The organism is Psychromonas sp. SP041 (genome assembly GCF_000470315.2).
Lineage (GTDB): Bacteria > Pseudomonadota > Gammaproteobacteria > Enterobacterales > Psychromonadaceae > Psychromonas.
The window spans coordinates 31430-57492 of the sequence record NZ_CBRF02000026.1; the positions used below are offsets into that span (position 1 = coordinate 31430).

Annotated in this window: 20 protein-coding genes; 13 read left to right on the forward strand and 7 right to left on the reverse strand. The window is 37.2% G+C overall.

All coding sequences use genetic code 11. The features are described from left to right. Positions 1–2: 2 nt before the first annotated feature. The 3 genes from SP041_RS14285 to tesA all read right to left on the reverse strand — a co-directional run bounded on the left by SP041_RS14285 (position 3) and on the right by tesA (position 4860). Positions 3–2963, reverse strand: coding sequence for an ExeM/NucH family extracellular endonuclease (locus tag SP041_RS14285; RefSeq protein WP_037048413.1), 2961 nt, complete (start codon positions 2961–2963; stop codon positions 3–5). Between the two features lie 336 nt (positions 2964–3299). Then, on the reverse strand, positions 3300–4175 hold the full coding sequence (locus SP041_RS14290) for a DMT family transporter (RefSeq protein WP_170968558.1): 876 nt from the start codon (positions 4173–4175) through the stop codon (positions 3300–3302). Positions 4176–4257: 82 nt separating this feature from the next. After that, positions 4258–4860, reverse strand: a complete 603-nt coding sequence (gene tesA, locus SP041_RS14295) for a multifunctional acyl-CoA thioesterase I/protease I/lysophospholipase L1 (protein WP_025563528.1) — start codon at positions 4858–4860, stop codon at positions 4258–4260. Between tesA and SP041_RS14300 the strand changes: the two genes are divergently transcribed. The 7 genes from SP041_RS14300 (at position 4859) to SP041_RS14330 (ending at position 16736) form a co-directional block, all read left to right on the forward strand. Further along, the gene (locus SP041_RS14300; RefSeq protein WP_025563527.1) at positions 4859–5545 is read left to right on the forward strand and encodes an ABC transporter ATP-binding protein; all 687 of its coding nucleotides are present in this window, start codon (positions 4859–4861) and stop codon (positions 5543–5545) included. The genes tesA and SP041_RS14300 overlap by 2 nt on opposite strands. Then, entirely contained in the window at positions 5542–7956 is a 2415-nt protein-coding gene (locus SP041_RS14305) for an FtsX-like permease family protein (protein ID WP_025563526.1), read from the forward strand. Before SP041_RS14300 ends, SP041_RS14305 begins: the two co-directional genes overlap by 4 nt. Positions 7957–8268: 312 nt before the next feature. After that, positions 8269–8538: a 30S ribosomal protein S15 gene (gene rpsO, locus SP041_RS14310; protein WP_025563525.1), complete on the forward strand. Its 270-nt coding sequence runs from the start codon at positions 8269–8271 to the stop codon at positions 8536–8538. A gap of 2137 nt (positions 8539–10675) precedes the next feature. Then, a complete protein-coding gene (amt, locus tag SP041_RS14315; protein ID WP_025564616.1) occupies positions 10676–13726 on the forward strand; it encodes an ammonium transporter in 3051 nt (1016 codons plus the stop codon). A gap of 332 nt (positions 13727–14058) precedes the next feature. Then, positions 14059–15018, forward strand: a complete 960-nt coding sequence (locus SP041_RS14320; protein ID WP_025564617.1) for an ABC transporter substrate-binding protein — start codon at positions 14059–14061, stop codon at positions 15016–15018. Positions 15019–15030: 12 nt separating this feature from the next. Then, complete coding sequence (locus SP041_RS14325) at positions 15031–15936, forward strand: ABC transporter permease (protein ID WP_025564618.1); 906 nt, start codon at positions 15031–15033, stop codon at positions 15934–15936. Further along, a complete protein-coding gene (locus SP041_RS14330; RefSeq protein ID WP_025564619.1) occupies positions 15933–16736 on the forward strand; it encodes an ABC transporter ATP-binding protein in 804 nt (267 codons plus the stop codon). Before SP041_RS14325 ends, SP041_RS14330 begins: the two co-directional genes overlap by 4 nt. A gap of 67 nt (positions 16737–16803) precedes the next feature. Here the strand turns inward: SP041_RS14330 and SP041_RS14335 are convergent, their stop codons facing one another. Genes SP041_RS14335 through SP041_RS14345 form a run of 3 tightly spaced genes read right to left on the reverse strand, consistent with a single transcriptional unit; the run spans position 16804 to position 18726 of the window. Beyond that, complete coding sequence (locus SP041_RS14335) at positions 16804–17124, reverse strand: AzlD domain-containing protein (RefSeq protein WP_025564620.1); 321 nt, start codon at positions 17122–17124, stop codon at positions 16804–16806. Continuing rightward, a complete protein-coding gene (locus SP041_RS14340) occupies positions 17117–17851 on the reverse strand; it encodes an AzlC family ABC transporter permease (RefSeq protein ID WP_025564621.1) in 735 nt (244 codons plus the stop codon). Before SP041_RS14340 ends, SP041_RS14335 begins: the two co-directional genes overlap by 8 nt. A 47-nt stretch (positions 17852–17898) precedes the next feature. After that, entirely contained in the window at positions 17899–18726 is an 828-nt protein-coding gene (locus SP041_RS14345; protein ID WP_037049027.1) for an AraC family transcriptional regulator, read from the reverse strand. A gap of 173 nt (positions 18727–18899) precedes the next feature. Between SP041_RS14345 and SP041_RS14350 the strand changes: the two genes are divergently transcribed. Next, a complete protein-coding gene (locus SP041_RS14350) occupies positions 18900–19547 on the forward strand; it encodes a TenA family protein (RefSeq protein WP_025564622.1) in 648 nt (215 codons plus the stop codon). Between the two features lie 147 nt (positions 19548–19694). Here the strand turns inward: SP041_RS14350 and SP041_RS14355 are convergent, their stop codons facing one another. Continuing rightward, on the reverse strand, positions 19695–20387 hold the full coding sequence (locus SP041_RS14355; protein WP_137297889.1) for a glutathione S-transferase: 693 nt from the start codon (positions 20385–20387) through the stop codon (positions 19695–19697). 292 nt (positions 20388–20679) lie between these two features. Between SP041_RS14355 and pnp the strand changes: the two genes are divergently transcribed. From pnp to SP041_RS14380, 5 genes are all read left to right on the forward strand, one after another. After that, a complete protein-coding gene (pnp, locus tag SP041_RS14360; RefSeq protein WP_025564624.1) occupies positions 20680–22788 on the forward strand; it encodes a polyribonucleotide nucleotidyltransferase in 2109 nt (702 codons plus the stop codon). Between the two features lie 304 nt (positions 22789–23092). After that, positions 23093–23893: an SHOCT domain-containing protein gene (locus tag SP041_RS14365; RefSeq protein ID WP_025564625.1), complete on the forward strand. Its 801-nt coding sequence runs from the start codon at positions 23093–23095 to the stop codon at positions 23891–23893. Between the two features lie 969 nt (positions 23894–24862). After that, the gene (locus tag SP041_RS14370; RefSeq protein ID WP_025564626.1) at positions 24863–25078 is read left to right on the forward strand and encodes a DUF4177 domain-containing protein; all 216 of its coding nucleotides are present in this window, start codon (positions 24863–24865) and stop codon (positions 25076–25078) included. After that, complete coding sequence (gene yidD, locus SP041_RS14375; RefSeq protein ID WP_205961203.1) at positions 24987–25295, forward strand: membrane protein insertion efficiency factor YidD; 309 nt, start codon at positions 24987–24989, stop codon at positions 25293–25295. Before SP041_RS14370 ends, yidD begins: the two co-directional genes overlap by 92 nt. Then, entirely contained in the window at positions 25295–25684 is a 390-nt protein-coding gene (locus SP041_RS14380; RefSeq protein WP_025564627.1) for a hypothetical protein, read from the forward strand. Before yidD ends, SP041_RS14380 begins: the two co-directional genes overlap by 1 nt. Positions 25685–26063: the final 379 nt, after the last annotated feature.

Genomic DNA, 26063 nt, shown 5'->3' on the forward strand with positions numbered 1-26063 from the left:
CTTTAACTTTGTTGACGACGTCTTAAACGCCATCCAGCAAAGCCTAGTAGTGATAACAATGTGAATATGTTGCTACTACCACCGCTAGTGTCGTCAGCGTTATTATCTGTATCTTCTTCTGTCGTTAACGTGTAGTCGTTTGTTGCAACTAATTCATCACCTATAAAGCTAGATACTGTTACATCTCCTGCGCTAGCCTCTTTTACTTCAACCGTTGCCCAGCCTTGTGTTATTTGCTCTTCAGTTAAGTCTATTGAACCCGTTTGGCTTGTTGCTGCTCGCGAACTTTCAACTTCTGAAATAACTGCATTTACATTGGTGCCTATTTGTAAACTATTGAAAGTAGAAGCGGTTAGATCAACAACTACAGTGAATGTACCATCTTCATCAATCGTTGTTGTTTGAACGGGCAATGAAACAGGTTCACTTGGTAATGAAATACTTTCACCTAAATCACTCTCTATACCGAAGTTTAAAACGATGATAGCAGGATCGTGATCTGATGAGCGGTAAGCATCGTTATAAATGTTTACATCACCAAAGTCGTAATCATATTGAAATAAACCGCTTTCTATTGAGTTAATATTCCAATGTGCAGCATCAACGACTAGTTCGCCAAGCTCTTCATCTACTAAAATGTAATCTAATGTACCGACTTCATCATTGAATGAGTAGCTTAAACCCTCTTCTTCAAATTTAGCTAGTGTATCGATATAGCCATAACTCTCAGTTAATGTCGCACCATCTGGACCATGTAACTCTTCACCTAGCTCATCACTGTCACCACCAATATAAGTGTAAGCTGCAGCCTTAAGTTCATAACCTGTTTCTGCATTATCTTGGTTGGTTAATAGTAGAAGCGGGTCTTCACTTGCATACGCATTTAGGTCACCCACAATCATGGTGTAACCTTCTTTCTCCGCTAAAGAGTTAGCTAATTGGAAAGCACCAGATACACGGAAGTTTTCACAACTACCTTGTAAATCAGTATCGGCTAATTGTTCATCGGTTATAACATCTTCATAACAGGTAGAGCCTTTAGATTTTAAATGATTAACAGAAATCGTTAGTTTTTTATCTGTGCCAACCACTGTAAAAGTAGGCGTTACCGCGTCACGCATGTAATTATCACCAGATTCAGAACCAGTCTCAGGTGCATGTTGTTGTGGCATTTCTATCACATCAAACTCGTCTAAACTTAATTTATTAGCACGGTAGATGGCTTGATTAGTAATGGCATCGGTACCGATGTAATCGTAGTCTTCACTAGACGCGATAGTGTATTGCTTATCTTCATCTAATGCTTCGTTTAATGCTGTTACCAACGCAACGATTGCGGAATCTTCTGAAAAACCATTATTTTCAACTTCCATTAACCCTACAAAGTCAGCATCAAGCGCAACTAATGCTGCGACAATTTTGGCTGTTTGCACTTCCAAATCATCTGCATTGTCAGCACCACGATTGCTACCGTTTGGATTTTCTGCACCGCCCACTTCTGAGTTAAAGTAGTTCAATACGTTAAATGTAGCGATTTTTAGGTCACCAGACTCAATAACAGGCGCAACTGTACGATCGACACCTTCATGATCAAAGTTTTCTGCTGCTAATTGATTATCAACATATAAACGGAATTCCGAGAATGAGTAACCAATAAAACCTTGCATACCGTCAACCGTTGCACCAACACGTAAATAATCATCGGTTGTGCCTGTACCGTTATCTTCACCGAAATCTTCATACCAAGGCACGATTCCATCTTCAGCTTCTGTCGCTGTTTCAATAAATAGACGATTTAAAGCATTATTTTCCGTTTGTTCAATTGCGCCTGCTGATCCTGGGTTGTTATTTTGGTTTGGCTGACGGTTGATATCACCATGAGCAAGTACCATGTTGTTTCTGAAACTATCAAAGTCGAAACCAAAAGTACGTGTGATTTTCATGTCAGAACCAGTGTTTAACTCGATAAACATACCTTCATAACGTTCTAAGGTACCTTCAAAATTATCATCAGTGTCTAACGTTTCTAATGTCGTTGCCGTAATTGGGCTATTACTACCCGTTGCCTCTACAAATTCAGCTGAAAGTTGTGTCCAATTAAAGGACTCTGTTGCTTGACCATAAGCAACTACTTCATCGCCTACTGTTAAGTCTAAACCTGATACTGCACTGTAACTTACAAAAATACCATCGGATGTTGTTACGTCACCATCACCCGTTGCATCCTGCATAAAAAATCCAACAGGTAAGTCACTACCTAAAGAAGCCGTTTGGATGTGTGTCACAATACCTGTTACTTTAAACACTTCTTCTGAGTCAAACTCAAAGTTATCAGGATCGGTGAATGGTGAACTTTCACCGTTACCTTGTAGTTGCATGATGGTAACTTCAGCATCAAATTCAGGTACTGTTGCTTGAGTGGCTTCAGTTAATTCACTAATGCTACCTAAGTTGCTTGAATCATCTGTTGCTAAGATTTGCCAATCTGCACTGTTGTAAACTGTTTTTGGTGTTTGATCAAAAGCACGTACTAATGTGACATTTGGATTCCAATCAACATCACCAAATTCACCAGCAACATCATGTGCAACGCCATTGATAAACAAGGCAATTGGATCATCACCGTTAAAGTTTAATGGGCTACCGCCTACTGTACTATCTGCTTCAGCTAGTATTGCATCGTTTGCATTTGTATTCGCTAATACATATACATCCCCAGCTTCAATCGTAACTTCGCTTAAATCAAAAGAAGTGTTTGTTGCTAAATCTTCTAATGACGTTCCACCATTAGTACTACGAGCTAGAGTATAGCCCGTGAGAGTGACTGCATTAGTTCCAGTATTAGCGATTTCAATCGCTTTATTATTACTACTACCTTCAATAATTTCTGAAATGAAAATATCGGCTTGTGTTGGTGCTGAAAGAGCAAATGCTATACCTGCTGCTAATAAACTTTTATTCATAAATCCCTCTATTCTTTCTTATTAAATACATTTAAAAAACCAAAACACCTAGAAAAATCATGCATAGTGTGTGGTGGTGATAAGTTGATTGAATATTTATTCAATTGAAAGGCTGCATAATAAGCACCTTGTGTGACAATATTATTGAATAAATATGACCGTATAATGTTGATTTTAACTACCTAAAAACAAGTGCTTTTAATTAAAACAATTACTTAGAGTCTTTTTGATTGTAATGTAAGTGTATTAAGTTGACCAGAGGGTTAGGAAATATAGTTGAATAATTATTTTAAGTTAATCGATAAGTAATACTTGTCGTTCTACAGAAGAGGCGAATCAAGCGCGTTTTTGAATGAACAGTCCGACTATGATTAATATGAGACCAATCACGGTAGCAGGGTAGATAGTTTCTCCAATAATCTGACTTAATAATAATAGAGAGACAAAAGGGGATATAAAAATTAAATTACTAATTTTGCTGGTGCTTTCAGCGTATTTTAATGCTGTTAGCCAAGCAACAAAAGCAAGTCCCATCTCAAATAACCCGATATAAATAGCTCCTAGCCAACCTTGCCAAGCGGTTATATAAATATCATCGAAGGTTAAGACGGTGAGTATGATCATAGGCAAACTGCATAAAAAGCATAATGATAATGCAATCATAGGATCTGCATCATTTTTACTGTTAAATATCCAATAACAGGCCCAAAGAATCGTGCTTAGTAAAGCTAATGTAACACCTAAAGGGCTTACAAAATCAAGCGCCAGTAAGTCACCTTTAGTCGCTATGATCAAGGCGCCTAAGTAACCTAATGTAATAGCAATAATATCGTTACGGCGTAACTTCTGTCCTAATACGGGAACGGCTAATAAAGATAGCGTAATAGCCCAAGTGTAATTAAGGGACTGTGCTTGTTGCGCGGGTAATAAGTCATAGGCTTGAAAAAGTAGGAGGTAATATAAAAAAGGATTAATTGCGCCCATTAATAGATAAAAGTAAGGGCGCTGTATGAAGCTCGCTTTAAGTAAACTTATTTTATGCTGACGATAGCAGATAATAAGTAATACAGCGCTACTTACCAAACTTGCTACAAGCAACATTTGTAAGGCACTGAAATAAGTTAAGGTAATTTTAAAAGCAGTGGCCACAGTGGACCACATTAATACAGCTAATAAAGCAAACAGCGTTGCTGTTTTTTGATTTTTGATCATGATCCTAACTCTACTAACGAACGTAATTCATTTTTAAAGCATTTTGATCATCAACGCTATATTTTTATTAGTTTTGGGCTGACTATTTTATTATTTTTCCTAACTCTGTAGCAATAAATTCAGCGATCCAGGGTTGTGCAATCTCTTTGGGATGTAAACCATCGCTCATCATCCATTCAGGCTTAGTAATGACATATTCCAAGAAAAATGGCATGAGAGGGATACCTTTTTCTTCACTTAATGAAGGGTAGATACTAGAGAATGCGTCACCATAACGTTTTCCATAGTTTGTTGGCACTCTAAGTTGCATTAAAATAGGTTGAGCTTTTTTTGTTTTGACTTGCTCAATCATTGCACTTAGATTATTACTAACGATATCGGGTGAAAATCCACGCAAACCATCATTTGCACCTAATTCAAGTAGCACATAGTCAGGTTGATGTTTGGTTAATAATGCTGGCAAACGTGCCAAACCATTACCACTAGTGTCGCCTGAAATACTGGCGTTTATTATTTTAATTTTTTGATTTTGTTGTTTTAATTTCTCTGGTAATAATACCGGCCAGCTATTTTCTACTGGCATTTTGTAACCTGCGCTTAAACTATCTCCAACAATCAGTAACGTGTTACTGTTGACGATAGATGAAAATAAAAGTGTACATAATAAGGAAACGAGTTTAATCATGAGCCAATCCATTATAAGTGTTGAAAACATTACTAAATCAGTTATTAGTAATAATAACGAGTTATCTATCTTAAAGGGGATCTCCTTTAACATCAATGCTGGAGAGTCAGTTGCTATTATGGGGACATCGGGTGCGGGTAAATCAACTTTAATGAGTTTACTTGCTGGATTAGACCAGCCAACCTCGGGAAAAATTTCAATTTTAGGTTCCACCATTTCGACAATGGACGATGAACAACGCGCTAAAATGCGCAGTGAATCGATTGGATTTGTATTCCAAAACTTTCTGCTTATTCCTTCTTTAAATGCGCTTCAAAACGTTACTTTACCAATGGTTTTACGTGGTAATGAAGATGAAAGTAGTAACAATCAAAAAGCCAAAGCATTGTTAAAAGAGGTAGGGTTGGCTGGTCGTGAAACACATCTTCCGACTCAACTATCAGGTGGCGAGCAACAGCGTGTAGCATTAGCTCGTGCTTTTGTGACGAAGCCCAAAATATTATTTGCTGATGAGCCAACGGGTAATTTAGACCAAAAAACAGCGCAACATGTGATTGAACTATTATTTGCGATGAATAAAGATCAAGGTACAACATTGGTGTTAGTGACGCACGATGCTGAACTTGCTAAGCGTTGTCAACGTACTTTGATTATTAGTGATGGTCAGTGTCAGGAATCCGCATGAAAACAAATAAAATGATAATAAACTGGAGCTGGCGAGAGATATGGTCCGGTCAACTTTGGCCTGTGATGGTTGCATTAACCTTGATCATTGCTTGTGTTGTTGCACTTTCTACGTTGGCATTACGTGTAGAAAAAGTAATGACGAATCAAGGTCGCGCATTATTAGCTGCGGATTTGGTCATGAGATCATCAAATCCTATTTCTCCATCATTAGTAGATAAAGCAGAAGCTGCCGGACTCACTATTTCATCGCAAAGCCGTTTTCAAACAATGGCATTTAGTGAAGAAAAATTACAACTAGTCACTGTTAAAAGTGTAGAAACAAGTTACCCACTGCGTGGCGCGTTAAATTTACGTGATGGTAACGAGGTTGTGACACATGAAGTGAAGCCCGGTGAACTATGGCTATCTCCTAGGTTATTCTCTATTTTAGAAACTGAGATAGGGGACTCAATTGCTATTGGGGATGCGGAGTTGACAATTACGGGGGTGATTGATGATGAACCAGAGTTAGCCTATAACCCTTTTAATAGTATCCCCAATTTATTTATTCATAGTAGCGATCTAGATAAAACAGGTGCAATTCAAGTAGGGAGTCGAGTACGTTATCGCTTATTTCTTAATGGAGACTTAACTTCTTTAGCTGCTTTTCAAGAAAGTTATGAATTACAACCTGGTGAATCATGGGTCGATCAAAACAGAGAAAGTCGTGCTGCCAGATTAATGGATAAAGCAAAGCAATATTTATCTTTAACCATTTTAATGGTTATTTTAATGGCTGCTGTAACCCTTATTTTAACCTGTTTACATTACGTCAGAAATCGCAGCGAAACTGTTTCTATGTTAAAAAGCATGGGGGCTAGTCGAGCATGGTTACGCAGTTGGTTAACAACACAAGTGTTGATTATGTTTGCCGTTGCTTTTGTTATCGGCGGTTCGCTAGGACTACTATTAGAGTATTTATTACGTATTCCACTCGCAGGTATTTTACCAAAAGAACTACCAAGTGTAGGCGCACAGCCTTTTGTCTTTGCCATTGGGGTAGCGCTTTGTATTGGGTTACCTGCCTTATTGATTCCATTAACACGGTTATTAGATGCCCCAGCGATTAATGTTATTCAAAAACAAGCGGTACAATACTCCAAAAAAAGCTGGTGGTTATTATTACTGCCCTTAACTGCATTGGTCATGTTTTATGGTACCAATATACAAGTCTGGATGGTCTTAATAGGTTTGCTCGTTTTATTTGTTGTATTGGCTTCTTTAAGCTTTAAGTTTTTAAAGTTAATGAGTCAGTTAAAGTGGAATGCTGCATTTAGTCTAGCGTTAAGTCGTATTAGCAGGTCTCCCAAAAACAGCATGATGCAGTTAGCCGCATTATCTGGATCATTAATGTTAGTCGCATTAATTTGGCTAATTAAAAGTGACTTACTAGGAGATTGGCAACAAACATTAGCGCCTTATGCACCTAACGTCTTCTCTATTAATATTAGCCCTGAAGATCAACCTAATTATTTAAAAGAGCTAGATAAGTTTGAACTACCAAGAAGTGATGCTTTTGCTATCATTCGTGGGCGTATTACAAAAATTAGAGAGCAAAATATAACAGATCTTGCCATTTATGAAGATCCTGAAATACGTATTTTAAAACGTGAAGTTAACTTTACTTGGATGGATCAATTACCTGTTTACAACGAAGTAGTCGCAGGTGAATGGACTGGTGAAAAAACAGTGTCTGTTGAGGTAGAAGTTGCTGAAGAGCTAGGCATAAAATTAGGCGATGAAATGACCTTTGAAGTGAATAGTCAACCATTCACGGCAACCGTTAATTCATTTAGAGCTGTTGAATGGCAAAGTTTAAAGCCTAATTTTGTATTCATCTTTAATAAAGATGCAGTTGCTGATTTACCTGCAACATGGATGGTTAGTTTTAGAGCAGAAGAAAATCAAACAACCTTTGTAAATCAACTTGCTCGCTTATATCCGACGGTGACTTTATTAGACCTTCGTACAATGGCAAGTAAGGTACAAGGTTTATTAAGACAGATTTCTTGGTCTTTAACTGGTTTAGCGGCTTTAGGTGTATTAGCAGGTATTTTGCTTATTTTCACGTTATTACGTTTAAGCTTGAACGAACGTAAACGAGAAATTACGTTGTATCGCACCTTAGGGGCAAGTAAAAAACGTATTAGTAATACTTTGTGGGCTGAGTATGGATTATTGGCATTAAGTGGTGGGTTTGTTGCTGCTATTGCTGCTGAAATTATATTATTCGGCTTAATGACGTGGAGCTTTGAGCTACCAACACAATGGCATCCAATGATGTTCATCGTATTACCGCTATTGGCGGTGCTGGTTGTTTTTATTAGTTTAAGTACAGTGATTAAAGCACTGTTAAAACCATTACGTTAATGATAAAAAGAACGGCTTTTGAATACTAAAGGCCGTTCTCTATCTTTCTCTTTTTTACTTCCTTGTCGTCCTTCAGCTTGATCGATGCTATACGTCATATTAAATGTTCACTTCATTAAAATATCTTAGTGACACAGCCTACTTTTATTATCATATAAATAACCAATAAAAAGCGTAAAATTGACCATGTTTATAGTTGCACATAACACGAAAAGTCCGTAAACTTCGGCCTTCACTTTACTGCTGAATTAGTGATCGGCAGTAATACTTAAAATAGGTTATTCACATAACCACAAAATATCGGAGTACGTTATGTCACTAAGTGCAGAACAGAAAGCTGAGATTGTAGCAAAATTTGGTCGCTCAGAAGGCGATACTGGTTCATCTGAAGTTCAAGTTGCATTGTACACAGTACAAATCAACCATCTTCAAGGCCATTTCAAAGAGCACATCCATGATCACCACAGCCGTCGTGGTCTACTACGCATGGTTAGTCAACGTCGTAAATTACTTGACTACTTAAAGCGTAAAGATGTTGCTGCTTACACAGCATTAATCGCAGAATTAGGTCTACGTCGTTAATTTCGACTTAAATCTTAATTCCAAAAAGAGCCTAAGGGCTCTTTTTTTGTACCTGAAATTTGTGATTCTGAAAGTTTATCTAGATAACCTCAATTCCTTAAGCAGAATTGAGGTTAGTTAACACATAAACAAAGCCGTAAACCTTAACACCAGAATCCCTGCAGGCTAAAGCCAGCGCCCCTATGTCAAATACACATTACCAATCTACAAAGCTAGATACCTCTGAACTAAGAGGTATATCGAATTAGACGCTACCTATGTTTCATGAGCAAAGGAGCTCTGCGAGTCCTGTTTTTAGTTTTCAGTTTTTTGTGTCGATTGTTGAGTTGTGTTTGGGGGCGCACGCTTTAGCTTGCAGATCTTTTTTGTGTGTTGATTGTTAAGATAGATATTTCAATTAATAACAGTTAACAGCTAAACAAAGCCGTAAACCTTAACACCAGAATCCCTGCAGTTATGTTTTTAGTTTGCAATTTTTGTGTCGATTGTTGGGTTGTGTTTGGGGGCGCACGCTTTAGCTTGCAGATCTTTTTTGTGTGATTGTTAAGACAGATATTTCAATTAATAACAGTTAACACATAAACAGAGCCATAAACCTTAACACCAGAATCCCTGCAGTTATGTTTTTAGTTTGCAATTTTTGTGTCGATTGTTGGGTTTTGGGGCGCACGCTTTAGCTTGCAGATCTTTTTTGTGTGATTGTTAAGACAGATATTTCAATTAATAACAGCTAACACATAAACAGAGCCATAAACCTTAACACCAGAATCCCTGCAGACTAAAGTCAGCGCCCCTATGTCAAATACACATTACCAATCTACAAAGCTAGATACCTCTGAACTAAGAGGTATATCGAATTAGACGCTACCTATGTTTCATGAGCAAAGGAGCTCTGCGAGTCCTGTTTTTAGCTTGCAGATCTTTTTTGTGTGTTGATTGTTAAGATAGATATTTCAATTAATAACAGTTAACACATAAACAGAGCCATAAACCTTAACACCAGAATTCCTACAGTTATGTTTTTAGTTTGCAATTTTTGTGTCGATTGTTGGGTTGGGTTTGGGGGCGCACGCTTTAGCTTGCAGATCTTTTTTGTGTGATTGTTAAGATAGATATTTCAATTAATAACAGTTAACACATAAACAGAGCCATAAACCTTAACACCAGAATCCCTGCAGTTATGTTTTTAGTCTGCAATTTTTGTATCGATTGTTGAGTTGTGTTTGGGGGCGCACGCTTTAGCTTGCAGATCTTTTTTTGTGTTGATTGTTAAGACAGATATTTCAATTAATAACAGTTAACACATAAACAGAGCCATAAACCTTAACACCAGAATCCCTGCAGACTAAAGTCAGCGCCCCTAGGTCAAAGGCATATTTTACCAACTTACAAAGGCGTTCTGTGAATCGTGTTTTTAGTTTGCAGTTTTTTGTGTGTGCCCTTTAATACGAAGCTTACTGCCATTTAATTTACCTTTTTAAATTCAACACAAAAAATCCTGCAGGCTAAAGCCAGCGCCCCAGGGAAAATACGAGCCTCGAAGCATAAAGGAGTTATCTTTTGACTTCGGGGCACATGGCGAATTAGACGCTACCTATGTTTCATGAGCAAAGGAGCTCTGCGAGTCCTATTTTTAGCTTGCAGATCTTTTTTGTGTCGATTGTTGAGTTGAGTTTGGGGGCGCACGATTCAGCTTGCATTTATTTTGTGTAAAAAAGCAAAAGAATTTCATTTCTTCTCGAACTATAACGCCTATCTAAAGATGTTTTCTTAAAAAATTATTGCCATTCATTGACTACAGGGTTTGAGAAATTAGAGCTAGGCGAGCCGTTTTTAAAATAACTATGACTTAAATTTAAATTTAAAAAATATCTTATAAGTTTTGTTGTATTGAAAAATAAATTTTTTTTTTAATAAATCATTGAAAACTATATATTTACAGTTCAATTTGAGTATTATGATGATGTTTATTTATATTTATTAAACATCATGTTTATTTATAAATTAGCTTATTTTTTGATCTGATTTTGCCTTTGCTTAAATATATAAATTTGAAAAGTGTCGTTAAGTAATACTGGTATTCACTAACGACTAAAACCTAGATTAGTTTATCTCTCGTTTAAAAGGATTATGGAAAATGGATTTTTCTTGGCTGCTTATTTGTGCGCTATTAGTATTTTGTATGCAGGCAGGCTTTTTATGTTTAGAGACCGGCAAAATCCGTAGCAAAAATAGTATTAATGTTGCCGCAAAAAACCTTTCTGATTTTGTACTTGCCGCCGTTATTTTTTGGATTTTTGGCTTTGCTTTTATGTTTGGGGACTCTCTCGGCGGCTTTATTGGTCTTAGTGCTTTCTTTTTCGGTGAAACCCAGTCTGCTTATCAAATTAGTTTCTTCATATTTCAAATGATGTTTTGTGGTACTGCAGCAACGTTAGTTTCTGGCGCTGTCGCTGAGCGCATGTCTTTCATTGGTTATTTATGCATTGCTTGTATTCTTTCTGCTGTCATTTATCCAGTCGTTGGGCATTGGGCATGGTCATCATCTTATCTGGCAGGTAATAGCGGTTGGTTAGAGTCACTTGGTTTCGTTGATTTCGCAGGTGCTACCATAGTGCATTCGGTTGGTGGCTATGTTGCCCTAGCAGCGGTTATTATTATTGGTCCAAGAATTGGGCGATTTGATGCTGATAGCCATTTACCGACGGGTAATAACGTCCCTATGTCAGTATTAGGTGTGTTATTACTTTGGTTTGGATGGTTTGGTTTTAATGGTGGGAGTACTTTACAATTAACCGATCAAGTTCCTCTGATTATCCTTAATACCTGTCTTGCCGCTTCTTGGGGAGGCATTATTGCTTCTCTTTTACATTATTACTATAAACGCTTTTTTGATGTCGGGTTCTTGTTAAATGGTGTCATTGCAGGTCTAGTTTCAATCACTGCAAATGCACATGCTGTATCACCTGCCGATGCCATGGTTATTGGACTTATTGGAGGAGGGCTGTTGTACTTCTCTACTTTTTGGATTGAAAAATTAAAAATTGATGATGCCTTAGGAGTCGTCCCTTCACATCTTGTAGCGGGTATTTGGGGCACGCTTGCCGTCGCCTTATTTGCGGACTTGTCTTTGCTTGGAACTGGCCTTACTCGCTGGGAACAATTTGAAGCGCAATTAATTGGTGTGGTCAGTATTGGTGGTTATAGCTTCATATTGAGTTATCTATTGTTATCTATGCTTAATCGATTTGTTCCGTTACGCATCAGCGCTGAAAATGAGCTTAAAGGGACAAATGTATCTGAGCATCATGCTTCAACAGAGTTAATTGACTTATTAGGATCGATGCATAAACAGCAAAAGGGTGGAGCTTTTAATGAAGCGGTTCCTGTTGAACCATTCACTGAGGTTGGGCAAATTGCCAGCCAGTACAATGAAGTTATTGCGCGCGTGAAACAGGAAATGACCAAACGAGACGACGCAATTAATGATTTTCGTGCAAGTGAAAAACGAAAAAGTGCGATACTACAGTCCTCTATGGATAGTATTTTAATCATTAACTTAGCTGGTACCATCATTGAGTTTAACCCCTCTGCAGAGCGCAACTTTGGTTGTACTAAGCAGCAGGTCATTGGTAAGAGCTTTATTGATCTTTTTATACAACCTTCAGATCAAGATATCATTAGAAATAGTCTCGCCTATAAGTTTTCCGGCTCAGAGGGGATACTACGTAATATCCGTAACAGCATTACTTTAATACGTCATGGTAACGCCTCTTTTTCGGCAGAAATAACCGTGACTAGTGCTAACTTTGGCCTTTCAAATAACAATGAATTTACATTACATATTCGAGATGTAACCCGTCAACTAAAATTACAAAGCAATTTACGTCAACTCGCTTATAGCGACCCTCTTACCGGATTATATAATCGTACCTACCTTATGGACTTACTAACTAAGGCCATTGACCCAAACCATTATAAGAATGGAAACGTACTTTTATTTTTCATGGACTTAGATAAGTTTAAAAAAATAAACGATACATTAGGTCATCAAGCAGGAGACGACTTGCTGTGTGAAGTCGCTAAACGCTTAATTGAAGTGACAGGTCCTAATGATACGATCGCTCGTTGGGGTGGAGATGAATTTGTTGTTTTATTTACAGGCGATTTTAGTATTGAAATAGCACATTCTAAAGCCAATGAAGTCCTTGCCTTAATGCGTAGTCCTTTATTATTAGCGGGTAGAAAAATAACCATTCCGACTAGTTTAGGAGTTGTTATCACTGAAAAAGGAAAAGAGTACAAAGCAGAACAACTGATTCAACATGCTGATATTGCGATGTATCATGCCAAACAACGTGGGCGAGATAACTATCAATTATTCGAAATTGATATGGCGGATAAAGTACAAAGAGACTTTAATTACGAGCAAGAAATGTTGCTCGGCATTAATTCAGAGAATCAATTTAGTTTAATGTACCAACCAAAAGTCACTCATCAAGGTGATTTATTAGGCTTTGAAGCCCTAATGCGTTGGCATCACCCTAAAGAAGGGCTCATTTCTCCCATCGAGTTTATTCCTATTGCAGAAGAATCAGACTTAATTATCAACATTGGTGAATATGCACTTACCCAGGCAACTAAACAATTACTTCTGTGGCAAGGAATGGGATATAGAAACGTGCCTATTTCTATCAACATTTCTGGCAGACATTTAGTATCAGAACGATTAATTCCTTATATTCAACGTTTATTGATAGACCATCCAATCGACGCCAATTTATTAGAAATTGAAATTACAGAAGGGGTGTTACTGACTGATATCGACCGCTGTATTGATGTACTGTCACAATTAAAAGGATTGAACATCAAAATATCAATTGATGATTTTGGTACTGGTTATTCCTCTTTAAATTATTTAAAACGTTTACCAATCGACGTGTTGAAAATCGATAAATCGTTTATAGATGATTGCGCTACATTAGTCGAAGATGGTGAAATCTGTGGAACTATTATTAACCTGGCGAATAATTTAAGGATAATAACCGTTGCTGAAGGAGTCGAAGACAAAGATCAATTAGACTTCTTAACCGAACATGGGTGTCATGTTTTCCAGGGTTACTTTTTCTCTAAACCTTTATATCCGAGTGATATCGAGTCCAAATATTTTACAAAAATAATATCTTAATTTTTTATACAGAAGGGCTTAATATTTTCATTAATCAACATGACAAGCCGAATTTATTTTTAGCTAATGAATGTCGTGTTAATTTTTAGCTTATTAAGTTCTTATGATTCACTCGCTCTCTTACTATTGCCCAATAATATTAACCGCCGCATAACAGTGATCTAACAATAATTTTACTCATCATTTTATCAATAGGTGCTTGGTATTATTAACGTTAACTGGTACGGTTAAGCAAAAATAAACAGAGATGAAATGTGTGATTTTATGTCCATTTTATGCTTGGTTTTTACACTAATTCTTCTATAAATAAAGCTTACCTAAGGGACTATAAAATGAAGCTAAATTCTATTATCAAAAGTACTCTCCTTGCCGCTGCGGTTATTTCTACTGGTTTACAAGCTAAACCAGTTTATGTAGCAACAACTGCTATCGTTGAACATCCTGCATTAGATGCGGTGCGAGATGGTGTTAAATCAGTATTAGAAGAAAGTGGCTATACAGGCGATGAATTAAAATTCACTTATGAAAGTGCACAAGGCCAACCTGCAATCGCAGCACAAATTGCGCGTAAAATAGTCGGTGATGAACCTGATGTGATTGTTGCCATTGCAACGCCATCTGCGCAAGCTGCGGTGAGTGTAAGCCGAAATATCCCAGTGGTTTTCTCTGCTGTTACTGACCCAATTGGCGCTAAATTAGTACGGTCGTTAAAGCAACCTGGTAGTAATGTGACTGGTTTATCTGACATGGTGAATGTGAGACAACATTTAGCATTAATTAAAGAATTTGTTCCTAATTTAAAAACGCTAGGCGTGCCTTACAATCCAGGTGAAGCAAACTCTGTTTCAAGTGTTGCTGCGTTAAAAGTGGCAGCCGCTGAAATGGGTATTAAAATTATTGAATCTGCAGCACCAAAATCTGCTGACGTAATGATTGCAACAAAACAATTGGTCGGCAAAGTAGATGCTATCTACTGCCCAATCGACAACACCATTATTAGTGCTGTTGAATCGGTCATTAAAGTCGGTATTGACGCGCAAATCCCAGTCTTTGCTGGTGATACCGATACTGTTTCTCGTGGTGCTGTTGCCGCTGTTGGTTACAACTACTTCGATTTAGGTCGTCAAACGGGTGATATCGTTGTGCGTATCCTAAAAGGTGAAAAAGCAGGTTCAATCGATGTCAAAATGGCAGAAGGTACTGACTTGTATGTTAACCCTAAAATGGCCGCTAAAATGGGCATCGAAGTTCCTGCTGCTGTCCTTGCTCGTGCAACCAAAGTTATTAAATAAGAACGGATAAATATGTCACTTTTTTCATTTTTAGGTACGTTAGAAATTGGCCTCATTTATGGCTTAGTTGCTATTGGGGTATACCTTACTTTTCGTATTTTGGATTTTCCAGATCTGACCGTTGATGGTAGTTTTACACTTGGGGCTGCTGTTACGGCAACCCTGATTGTAATGGGCGTTAATGTTTTTTTAGCAACACTCGCGGGCACCATCGCAGCTGCTTGTGCTGGTTTAGTTACCGCTTGGTTAAACTTACGTTTTGATATATTGCATTTATTAGCCAGTATTTTAACCATGACCGCGTTATATACCATTAACCTACGTGTGATGGGGAAACCGAATGTCGCGTTAATTATGGAACCCACTATTCTAACGCCTTTTGAAGGCATTTTTGGTCTACCTGATATGTACATGCGTGTTATTTTTGTCGCTGTGTGCGCTGTGATAGGTGGATTGTTAGTCGCTTGGTTCTTAAAAACGCAATACGGTTTAGCAATGCGTGCAGTGGGGTCTAATAAACGCATGGCACAAGCCAATGGTATTGTCGTTAAACAGAAAGTCTACGCCGGTTTAGCACTGTCTAATGGTTTAGTTGGATTGGCAGGCGCTTTATTTGCTCAAACTAATGGCTTTGCTGATTCAACGATGGGTATCGGCACAATCGTGGTCGGTTTAGCCGCGGTTATTATTGGTCAATCATTGTTTGCTAGCCGTTCAATGTATGTAATTGTATTAAGCTGTATTGTCGGTTCGGTACTGTATCGATTGGCTGTGTCGATGGCACTTAATGCTGATTTCTTAGGTTTTAGCGCATCAGATTTAAACTTGATCACGGCAGTACTGGTTGCCTTGGCATTGATCTTTCCTAAGTTACGTAATGAATGGAAAGCAAAACAAGCAGCGAGGAATGAAGCATGATTAGTTGTAAAGATTTACACGTTACCTTTAACCGTGGTTTACCGACTGAAAAGCTAGCACTGCGCGGTATCGACTTAACCATACCGCAAGGCGAATTTGTGACAGTTATTGGTTCAAACGGTGCTGGTAAATCAACACTGTTGAATACTATCGCAGGTGATATCAAGAGTACTAAAGGGCAAATTCTTTTTGGTGACCGAGATGTGACTAAGTTACCGGCAACGGGCCGCACGGCAGATATTGCGCGTGTATTCCAAGATCCCTTAGCAGGAACCTGTGGCGATTTGACCGTTGAAGAAAATATGGCACTAGCTTATGGTCGTGGTCAAAGAGGACGCTTGTCTTCAGCACTTAATAGCAAAATGCGTAACGTATTTCGTGAGCAACTAAGCCGTTTAAACTTAGGTCTTGAGAATCGTCTCGAAAGTGAGATGGGGCTTTTATCAGGTGGTCAACGTCAATCGGTTAGTTTGTTGATGTCAGCATTGCAGCCAAGCACTATTTTATTGTTAGACGAACATACAGCCGCATTGGATCCTAAAACAGCCGCGTTGATCATGGATATTACCTCACAAATAATTGCTGAAAAGCAACTAACCGTAATGATGGTAACCCATTCAATGCGACAAGCGTTGGACCATGGTTCACGTACTATCATGTTACATGAAGGGAAGATTATCTTTGATTTGTCTGGCGAAGAACGCGCTGGTTATGAAGTGAAAGACTTATTAAATCTATTTGCACAAGCACGAACCGATGGTGAAGAATTAGATGATGATAAGTTACTGTTAGGGGCTTAACCTTTAACTAACTTAACTTCCGTTAATGTTAAAAAAGAGCCTAAGGGCTCTTTTTTTATAGGTTATTTTAATACGTTAACTGTAAGGTTATGAATAACGTCATACTTACCATTACAATCAATAACGTGCTTTTGAATTTGAGGCTTAATAAAATACTTAATAAGCCTGCTATTAAAAAAGGACTAGTAAAGAAAGACTGTTCAATATGTTGATAACTTAAAAAAACAATTGGTACCCACATTGCAGTTAAGACTGAAGGGGCTGTATAACTTAATGCTAGTTTAGTTTTTTCACCTAATTCAAAAGGGAGATTTTTATAAAAAAATAGAAATCGACAAACAAATGTAATACACGACATACCAAGTAATACTAGGCCAAAATTATCCATTGCTTTTATCCTTAGAGGCAGTCAAAAAGCCTGTTGCCATACCAATACAAGTTGCAATGATCAACGCATGCTCTATTCCCGTGATTGATAAAATACATACGCTAATGCCGCTTGCTAAAACAGACATTAATGTAGAAAAACGCTTAATTGATGGGGTCACAATAGCTATAAATGTTGTAGCTATAGCAAACTCAAGCCCTAAATCTTCAATATTAGGTATAAATTGCCCCGCGACGATACCAACAAAAGTAGAACAATTCCATACTAAATAAAATGTAATACCTGTACTGAGAGCATATAAATAACTGAATGATTTGTTTTTCTCTAAATAAGCACAAGTAACTGCGAACATTTCATCCGTTAAGAAAAAGGCTATGCTACAACGAACCATCATGGAACTATTGCGAACATGTTCCCTAAAAACTGCAGAATAAAGTAAATGTCTCGAGCTGATAATAAAAGTTGAAGATAATATTGAGGATAATGCCCCTGATGTACCAAGAAGCGTTAAGCTCGCAAGTTGTGCTGCGCCGGCAAATACAAATAAAGACATAAGTTGAGCTTGAAGTGGTGATAAACCTACCTTTATTGCAAGGGAACCACATAATATTCCCCAAGGGATAACGGCTATAGCTAACGGTAATATTGCTGTACTTGCCTGATAAATAAGTTGGCGGTTATTAATATTATTGGTTGTATTTTTAGAGACTGGTATAACGTCTAACATGATGTAAGGCTCCTAATTGATTTTAAAGGAGTCTAAGGTGTTGTTAATTATTTATATTGTATAAAACTGCTGGCTTTTTGAAAGTGGCTTGGTGTTGTTCCTAATGCTTTCTTAAAGTGGCTCTGATCGTGAAAACCGCAATCTATGGCAACTTGGCTGGCTTTTACACCTACTTTTAATAACTCCTTGGCTTTTTTTAACCTAACTTGTATTTGATAAGCATGTGGCGCTAAATCGAAGCTTTTTTTAAACTGTCTAATGAAATGAAACTGACTTAAACCTGATATGTTGGCTAACTGTTGTAATGCAATATTTTCTTCTGGATAGCTATCTAAAAATTCTTTAGCTAACAGTAACTTATGTTTACTTCCTGAAATATATTTTGGAATATTAGTTGTACTCGAATGGCGTAAAGTTAGCCCCATAAAAGCAGCATAGAATAATGTTTCCATTAATAGCTTAGAACTATTTATTTCAGCTTGAGAAAATATTAACCTGAGTTGTTGCGCTAATTGAGGGTCTTCTATTACTGAAGAGCTAAAATAAGGTGTTACGTCTTTACCATTATATAAGTCAGTACTTATTTGATAGAAATGATCAGGAGTGGGGTACATTGCTCTATATCCCCAACCTTCTTGAACAGCAGAGTGTCCGTCATGTACATCATCTGCATTGACTAAAATGATGCTATTTTTTCCGGCTAAATGAGAACTACCGCTGCGATAAAAACGTTGTGCACCATACTCAATGACTCCAATGGTATAACCTTCATGGACGTGTTTAGAGAAATTTTGTTTCGTATAATTTGCATTAACAACTTCAATACCATTGAAAGCATTAGCTATTTTAAAATCTGCTTGATCTGATTTCTTCATGCTTTTTGTATACCTGACAACTTTGTATAAAATTGCTCATTAAAGAAAAAGTGAATGATGTATTTTTACGTTTATAGCATAAAAAGGTAAAAAATAATGTAAAGCTAAGGTCATATCATATTTAAAAAATGGTATTGTCAGCTTTGTTTGTCACAAATTAAACAGGAAAACTAATGCGCCCAAGCGAACAATTAAAACAAACTTGTATTGATGATTGGTTAAAAGCGATCAACCATTCTTTTTGCATTGAACTAGCTGATGGAAGTTTACCATTAGAAAAAATGCGAGTGTATTTGGCTCAAGATTATACCTTTATTGATAACTTTGTACGTCTAGCGGCTTCAGCAATTCACCATGCGCCCACTTTACCTGACCGTTTACCATTGGCGCATTTTTTAGGTATTATTGCTGGTCCTGAGAATACTTACTTCCAACGTTCATTTGATATGTTATCTGTGCCTGAATCAGAGCGTACAGCGCCTCAGCTATTAAAATCCACCAATAATTTCCAAGCATTAATGTTGAAAGCGGCGAACAGTGGTGAATACGGGAATATGATTGCAGTATTATGTGTTGCAGAGTGGGTTTACTTAAGTTGGGCAAGACCTTTTGTAGACTCTGTTGAAGGGCTACCATTTTATTTTGGTGAGTGGATCACCTTACATTCTGGTGAATATTTTGAATCTGTAATAGAACATTTACGTTCCCAACTCGATACTGTATTTAATAATGCAGAGCCTGCAAAGCAGAAAGTCATGCAAGACTACTTTAATCAAGCGGTATTGTTAGAAAAGCAATTCTTTGATGCATGCTATCAATAACGATTAACTACTATCAATATCTATTAATCCAACACTAATAAAAGGCTATCGATAATTTTTATCAATAGCCGCAAGCTTAGCTTTATGAGTGATTATTGTAGAAGCCCTTCGCTCAGGAATTAGTCCACCTATTTAAGTGCTTACTGTTCACTTCACATCGCCAAAAATAATATCTGTATGGCAATCAACCCATAATTCATGCTTTGCCATTATTTTAGTAAACATCGGGCTTTGTAAATAACGGTTTAACCAAGCACGTAATAGAGGGTAGGGGGATTGTTGATACCACTGGCGTTCTACTTTTGAAAACTGACGGATAAATGGCATTAGCGCAATGTCCATTAAGCTTTCGGTGTCTGCTAATAAAAATTGATGCTGCGTTAATCGAGACTCTAGCTGTTGCAGGTAAGTTTCACAGACTTGTCGACACTCAACAATATTGGTTTCTTGATAGCGTTTAGCACATTTATAGTTTTCATTGGCTGGAATTAAACCCGTTTCGTAATAGTTAATCAACGACAGCATGTTATCTAATGTTGTATTAGGTGGTGCTAACAATTGTGTTGGATCGTTGTCGGCTAATACCTTTAACATAATGTTGAGACTTTCTTCGATAACCTCTACGCCAGAGTCGCTTGATGAGACTAACATTGGCACCGTTTGATTTTTACTAAGCGCTAACATTTCAGTGGGTTTATTATTTAATTTTAAATCACGTAAATAGACGGGCTGTTTGGATTTAAAAATAGCAATACGCGCCCGCATTGCATAAGGGCAATGACGCAAAGAATACAGGATTGGCAGGTGAATAGAAGTTTGATTCGTGATAGTCGTCTGCATAAGAGATCCCGTCAATAAATGCTGCAAATAGAGTGTATTAACAACATATTACCTATAAGCCTTAAGCTCAGCCAGTATTGCTTATTAATAATTTAACTTGATGATTTAGCTTAATAAATAAGCTTATCATCCATTTGTAATAAGTGATTCATTTAGGCTCAGTTCATTTCCAATTGATGATTGTTATTAATATCAAAAAATTTCTCTAAAAAATTTTAAAAGAGCGTTGCTTGGCGTATACTGTCGGCGCGATAAAAAGCAAAATGAAAATAATACTATTAAAGGAAAAAAAATGACTCCTATTGTAAAAAGTTTCCAGTATGGCGAACATACGGTAACACTAGAAACTGGCGTGATTGCACGTCAAGCAACTGCCGCTGTAATGTGTAGCATGGACGATACGTGTGTATTCGTTTCTGTTGTTGGTAAAAATGCTGATGATCAAGAGCGTGATTTCTTCCCTCTGACTGTTAACTACCAAGAAAAAACATACGCGGCAGGTAAAATCCCAGGTGGTTTCTTCAAACGTGAAGGCCGTCCATCTGAAGAAGAAACACTAATTGCACGTCTTATTGACCGTCCAGTTCGTCCTCTTTTCCCAGCTGGTTTCAAAAACGAAGTACAAGTGATTGCTACTGTTGTTTCAATCAACCCAGAAGTTAACCCAGATATCGTTGCAATGATCGCAACATCTGCGGCACTTTCTATCTCAGGTATGCCTTTTAACGGTCCTATCGGTTGTGCTCGTGTTGGTTACAAAGAAGGTCAATACCTACTTAACCCAACTAAAACAGAATTAGAAACAAGTGATCTTAACCTTGTTGTATCTGGTACAGACAACGCTGTATTAATGGTTGAATCTGAAGCGGCTATCCTAAGCGAAGACGTAATGTTAGGCGCTGTAGTATACGGTCACGATGAGCAACAAGTTGTTGTTGAAGCAATCAAAGAATTTGCAGCTGAAGTTGCACGTCCTAAATGGAATTGGACTGCTCCAGCACGTAACGAAGCATTAGATGCTGCGATTGCAACTGAAGCACAAGCGCGTTTTGAACAAGCTTACCAAATCAGTGATAAAGGCGAGCGTTACGACGCAATCAAAGCTATCACAACTGAAGTTAAAGCTAAATTACTAGCTGAAGACGAAGCATTAGTCGCTAAACAAGTAGGCGAATACCTACATGATTTAGAGAAAACTGTTGTACGTACTCGCATCATCAAAGGTGAGCCACGTATCGATGGTCGTGATCCTGAGAGTGTTCGTGCACTTGACGTTCGTACTGGTGTTCTACCACGTACTCACGGTTCTTCATTATTTACACGTGGTGAAACACAAGCATTAGTAACAGCGACGCTTGGTACACAACGTGATGCACAAATCATCGACAGCCTAATGGGTGAGAAGAAAGATCATTTCTTATTACATTACAACTTCCCTCCATACTGTGTAGGCGAAACTGGTTTTGTTGGTTCTCCTAAACGTCGTGAAATTGGTCACGGTCGTCTAGCTAAACGTGGTGTATTAGCAGTAATGCCTACAGTTGAAGAATTCCCGTACACAGTTCGTGTTGTATCGGAAATTACTGAATCTAACGGTTCATCTTCAATGGCTTCTGTTTGTGGCGCATCACTAGCACTTATGGATGCTGGTGTTCCACTTAAAGCATCTGTTGCTGGTATCGCGATGGGTCTAGTTAAAGAAGGCGAAGAATTCGTTGTTCTTTCTGACATCTTAGGTGATGAAGATCATCTTGGTGATATGGACTTTAAAGTGGCTGGTACTACTGGTGGTATTACAGCACTTCAAATGGATATCAAAATTGAAGGTATCACACGTGAAATCATGCAAATTGCTTTAAACCAAGCAAAAGCGGCACGTTTACACATCCTGACTGTTATGGATGAAGCAATCTCTGAAGGTCGTGATGACATTTCTCAGTTCGCTCCACGTATTCACACACTGAAAATCCCAACGGACAAAATCCGTGACGTTATTGGTAAAGGCGGCGCAGTTATCCGTTCTTTATGTGAAGAAACAGGCACAACTATCGAAATCGAAGATGACGGTACAGTTAAAATTGCTGCAACATCTGGTGAGCAAGCTGAAGATGCAATCAACCGCATTAAAGCACTTACAGCTGAAGTTGAAGTAGGTACTATCTACCACGGTAAAGTAGTACGTCTAGCTGACTTCGGTGCTTTCGTTAATATTCTTCCTGGTAAAGACGGTCTTGTTCACATCTCACAAATCTGTGAAGAGCGTGTACAGAAAGTTTCTGATTACCTTAAAGAAGGCCAAGAAGTTAAAGTTAAAGTACTAGAAGTAGATCGCCAAGGTCGCGTACGTCTTTCTATGAAAGAAGCAGCAGATAAAGTTGAAGCAGCTCCAGCAGCTGAGTAATTTTTCTTAAGGTTTTCTTTTAGTTAAGTAAATCTTTGCATAACTTTTTAGAGCAAGCTTCGGCTTGCTTTTTTTGTGCGTGAAGGAAAGTTATTTATTCTTGTTATGTGTGGCTAGTTATTGGTTTAATTTTATTTTTAATCGATTTTTATTTTTGTGTGAGGACATTTTTTATCCATTAATTTGCATTAAAAATCATAAGTGAACTATTTTTTTAATTTTTAATGATTTTTTAATCAATTTCAACAAATTAATGTATTATTCAGTTTAATGAATACTTTACCTATGGATAGGAATTTAAAAATTGAAAATTAATTGTTCGCTACTTATCGTCATTTCTGTATTACTCACCGGTTGTGCCCACCCCATTGTTATAAAACCAGACGAAAATAAAATATCTACTAGTTTACCATCAGATATTAATCGTGATTATAAAGTTGGTTATTATATATCTTCTAAAGATAAAAACTTAGAAGTTACAACACTAGGTGGTGGTGGCGATAATGTTAGATATTATCCATATCGTGATATTGAAGATGGTTATAGAGTAATGCTTTCTAATGTATTTGAATCTGTAATTAAGCTTAATTCTATTGATAAGAATGATGTTAGGTTTAGAAGTAATATCGACTTTATCATTGTTCCTAAAATTATTACTACATCTGGAAGTACAGGATTTTTCACATGGCCGCCAACTAACTTTACAGTTGACCTTACAAATACAATAAAAAAAGTGAATGGAGAAGTTGTAAGCGAACCTAGAGTAATTGGAAGCGGGGGGGCAAGTACAAGTGAAAAACTTATGGAACATGGTATTGCGGGCAGACGAGCTATAGAAGATGCATTATTGAAGACGCAAGATATACTTTCTGTTGTAAATTTACCTAATAATATAATTAATGATACAGCGCTTCCAAAAATTACAGAGAAATATATTAATAACAATCTTTCTGAAAATAGTAACCGTATCTCTGAAAATAGTAATAATAACCCTGAAAAAAGCATATCGGAGAGGTTAAAAACTCTTAAAATTCTTAAAGAGAACAGGTTGATAAGTGAACAGGAATTTTCTAAAAAAAGAACTGAAATTTTAAATACTCTATAAGAAGGCATTACATTAATTTTATGTTTTTAAAATTTGTAAATATTGAATTAATATAACTCATTCCCATGTTCTGCGTGGGAATGCATATATGCTCAGAAGTTAGTTCGTCTATGCTCGTTGTAGCTGGTGGGTTTTTATTAACAGTGTTTTTGTTCTATCGGCGGCTTTACTTTCTCTTTGCCAGCAGAGAACCTATACCTGAAAAGAGTTCAAAGAGGCTGGCATTGACTTTCTGCTCCAACCAATGCCTAGGTTTTCAAATAAGCTTTTTAACGCACCTGTTCATATGTAAATCTATGTATTAGAGAAACTTACAGCAAACGTCCTGTTTGCTGTTGCTGAAACTCACTCATTATTTAACGAAGCTCAACGGTGGAGTAGTTGTAGCCGTGTGAGTTTTGCTTCGTCTTAGCTTGTAGTTGCTGGGTGAATTTATTTTTATTCAATGGTTGGTTTTGACTTTGGGGCGTTGGCTTTAGCCTACTTGTTTTACTTGCTGTGTCGTTTGGAGTGTTAGTGGGAGAGAAGTGGGCTAACAAGGTAATCCTTTAACTATAATGCGTAAATAAAGCAGTACTTAGGTGCTTTGTTATCTAATCAATACTATCCGAACTTTTAAATTAAACTTTCTTAATACATGGCTTTATACCGCTATCTGTGTGCTTAATAACTAGAATGTATAGAGTTTATCTGCCGTTATTGAAAAGCTATTGTTAAGTGAGAGATTTTAATAATAAAAACCTTATTACCTTATTAACTTGTCTACTAACTATCCGCTACCGTTATATAGTAAATATAAGCAGTAAATCTAAATATTACTGACTATATGCTATTGATCCTGTTTTAGCGCTTTAACTAAAATTGTCCTGTATAACATGTAGTTATGTGCTGAATATTTCATATTTATCTTGATGCATTGATGGCTCTGAGCTAATATATTTTTTTAATCAAAAATAAGTAATTAATAATATGACAGCATTTACAGAATACAAAGTCGTTCACATTGTTGAGGGCGGTTGCGGTACTATCTTTTTAGGCGCTAGTGGTTTACCAGTACAGAGAATGGAAGCAGACTTAAATAAGTATGCACAAGATGGATGGCAAGTCGTTTTCCAAGTTGTTGAACAAAAACGTTTCTTATTATTTTGGAAACGTGAAGCTGTTATTATTACTCTTGGCCGTTAAATATATATCGCTGAAATTGATCCACCTTTATCAATCTAGTGGTGGGTCAAAAAAGTTATTAAATATCGAATGTAACTTTGAACCAACATGCTCTGAATATACAAAACAATGTATTCAGAAGTACGGGGCGTTCAAAGGATGGCGATTAGGTTTGTCTAGAATTAAACGATGTAATCAACCTGATTTAGTAGAAAAAATGCACGATGAGGTGCCTTAATGTCGATATTTGAACCATTGCAAACACTAGAAAAAAATGAAGAACTGTTTAGACAACAATTAAATGGTTTATCGAAAGAGCAAAGAAAAGCCTTCTACGAAGTTCAATCCCAAAAGCTTAAAGACCCAGATACCTACGCGGCATTAAATTGGTTATTTCTTGGCGGTATTCATCATTTCTATTTAAGAAAATATGCTCTGTTTGCAATGGAGCTGACGCTCCTGACGGTGAGTATTATTGGCTTTTTTTTAGGTCATGCAAGTTCGATATACATTATTATTTTACTTTCAGTATACGAATTGCCACAGCTGTTCTTTTCTCAAAAAATAGCAAGACAATACAATTATAATTTATCCTGTGATATTTTGAGTGAAGTCCGGAAAAACTAACGAAGGTAGTTAAGTAGAGTTATCACTGTAGGTAAAGCACTACTGATAAAGTGCTACGTTTATCTATGCCAATAACAAAGTGAGTTTCGGCTTGCTTTATTATGTGTAAAAAAAGTTCGCTCTTTAGCTAGTTGGACGCCTGCGTTAAGGTAGTAAAATAATAACCGATTAAAGCACTGAACTATTCTAAAGTACTGAGCTATTCTAAAGCACTACACTATTCTAAAGTCCAATCGACTAATCGACTAATCGATTAAGCTGCCGTTGCTCATAATACTCACACATTTAACTAAAAGGATTTAGTTATCGAATTTGCAGAAGAGTTTTCCCCAAAAGAGAAAATACAACGCGTCATTTTATATACATTGCTCGGTGGCTT

What these genes read in the sequence shown, in the direction of transcription:
- SP041_RS14335 (WP_025564620.1), bottom strand. Translation starts at nt 17,124, where the DNA reads ATGGATAATTTTGGCCTAGTATTACTTGGTATGTCGTGTATTACATTT.
- SP041_RS14370 (WP_025564626.1), top strand. Translation starts at nt 24,863, where the DNA reads ATGACAGCATTTACAGAATACAAAGTCGTTCACATTGTTGAGGGCGGT.
- SP041_RS14300 (WP_025563527.1), top strand. Translation starts at nt 4,859, where the DNA reads ATGAGCCAATCCATTATAAGTGTTGAAAACATTACTAAATCAGTTATT.
- rpsO (WP_025563525.1), top strand. Translation starts at nt 8,269, where the DNA reads ATGTCACTAAGTGCAGAACAGAAAGCTGAGATTGTAGCAAAATTTGGT.
- SP041_RS14320 (WP_025564617.1), top strand. Translation starts at nt 14,059, where the DNA reads ATGAAGCTAAATTCTATTATCAAAAGTACTCTCCTTGCCGCTGCGGTT.
- SP041_RS14345 (WP_037049027.1), bottom strand. Translation starts at nt 18,726, where the DNA reads ATGAAGAAATCAGATCAAGCAGATTTTAAAATAGCTAATGCTTTCAAT.
- tesA (WP_025563528.1), bottom strand. Translation starts at nt 4,860, where the DNA reads ATGATTAAACTCGTTTCCTTATTATGTACACTTTTATTTTCATCTATC.
- SP041_RS14305 (WP_025563526.1), top strand. Translation starts at nt 5,542, where the DNA reads ATGAAAACAAATAAAATGATAATAAACTGGAGCTGGCGAGAGATATGG.
- yidD (WP_205961203.1), top strand. Translation starts at nt 24,987, where the DNA reads ATGGATGGCAAGTCGTTTTCCAAGTTGTTGAACAAAAACGTTTCTTAT.
- SP041_RS14330 (WP_025564619.1), top strand. Translation starts at nt 15,933, where the DNA reads ATGATTAGTTGTAAAGATTTACACGTTACCTTTAACCGTGGTTTACCG.
- SP041_RS14285 (WP_037048413.1), bottom strand. Translation starts at nt 2,963, where the DNA reads ATGAATAAAAGTTTATTAGCAGCAGGTATAGCATTTGCTCTTTCAGCA.
- SP041_RS14325 (WP_025564618.1), top strand. Translation starts at nt 15,031, where the DNA reads ATGTCACTTTTTTCATTTTTAGGTACGTTAGAAATTGGCCTCATTTAT.
- SP041_RS14340 (WP_025564621.1), bottom strand. Translation starts at nt 17,851, where the DNA reads ATGTTAGACGTTATACCAGTCTCTAAAAATACAACCAATAATATTAAT.
- SP041_RS14355 (WP_137297889.1), bottom strand. Translation starts at nt 20,387, where the DNA reads ATGCAGACGACTATCACGAATCAAACTTCTATTCACCTGCCAATCCTG.
- pnp (WP_025564624.1), top strand. Translation starts at nt 20,680, where the DNA reads ATGACTCCTATTGTAAAAAGTTTCCAGTATGGCGAACATACGGTAACA.
- SP041_RS14350 (WP_025564622.1), top strand. Translation starts at nt 18,900, where the DNA reads ATGCGCCCAAGCGAACAATTAAAACAAACTTGTATTGATGATTGGTTA.
- SP041_RS14290 (WP_170968558.1), bottom strand. Translation starts at nt 4,175, where the DNA reads ATGATCAAAAATCAAAAAACAGCAACGCTGTTTGCTTTATTAGCTGTA.
- amt (WP_025564616.1), top strand. Translation starts at nt 10,676, where the DNA reads ATGGATTTTTCTTGGCTGCTTATTTGTGCGCTATTAGTATTTTGTATG.
- SP041_RS14380 (WP_025564627.1), top strand. Translation starts at nt 25,295, where the DNA reads ATGTCGATATTTGAACCATTGCAAACACTAGAAAAAAATGAAGAACTG.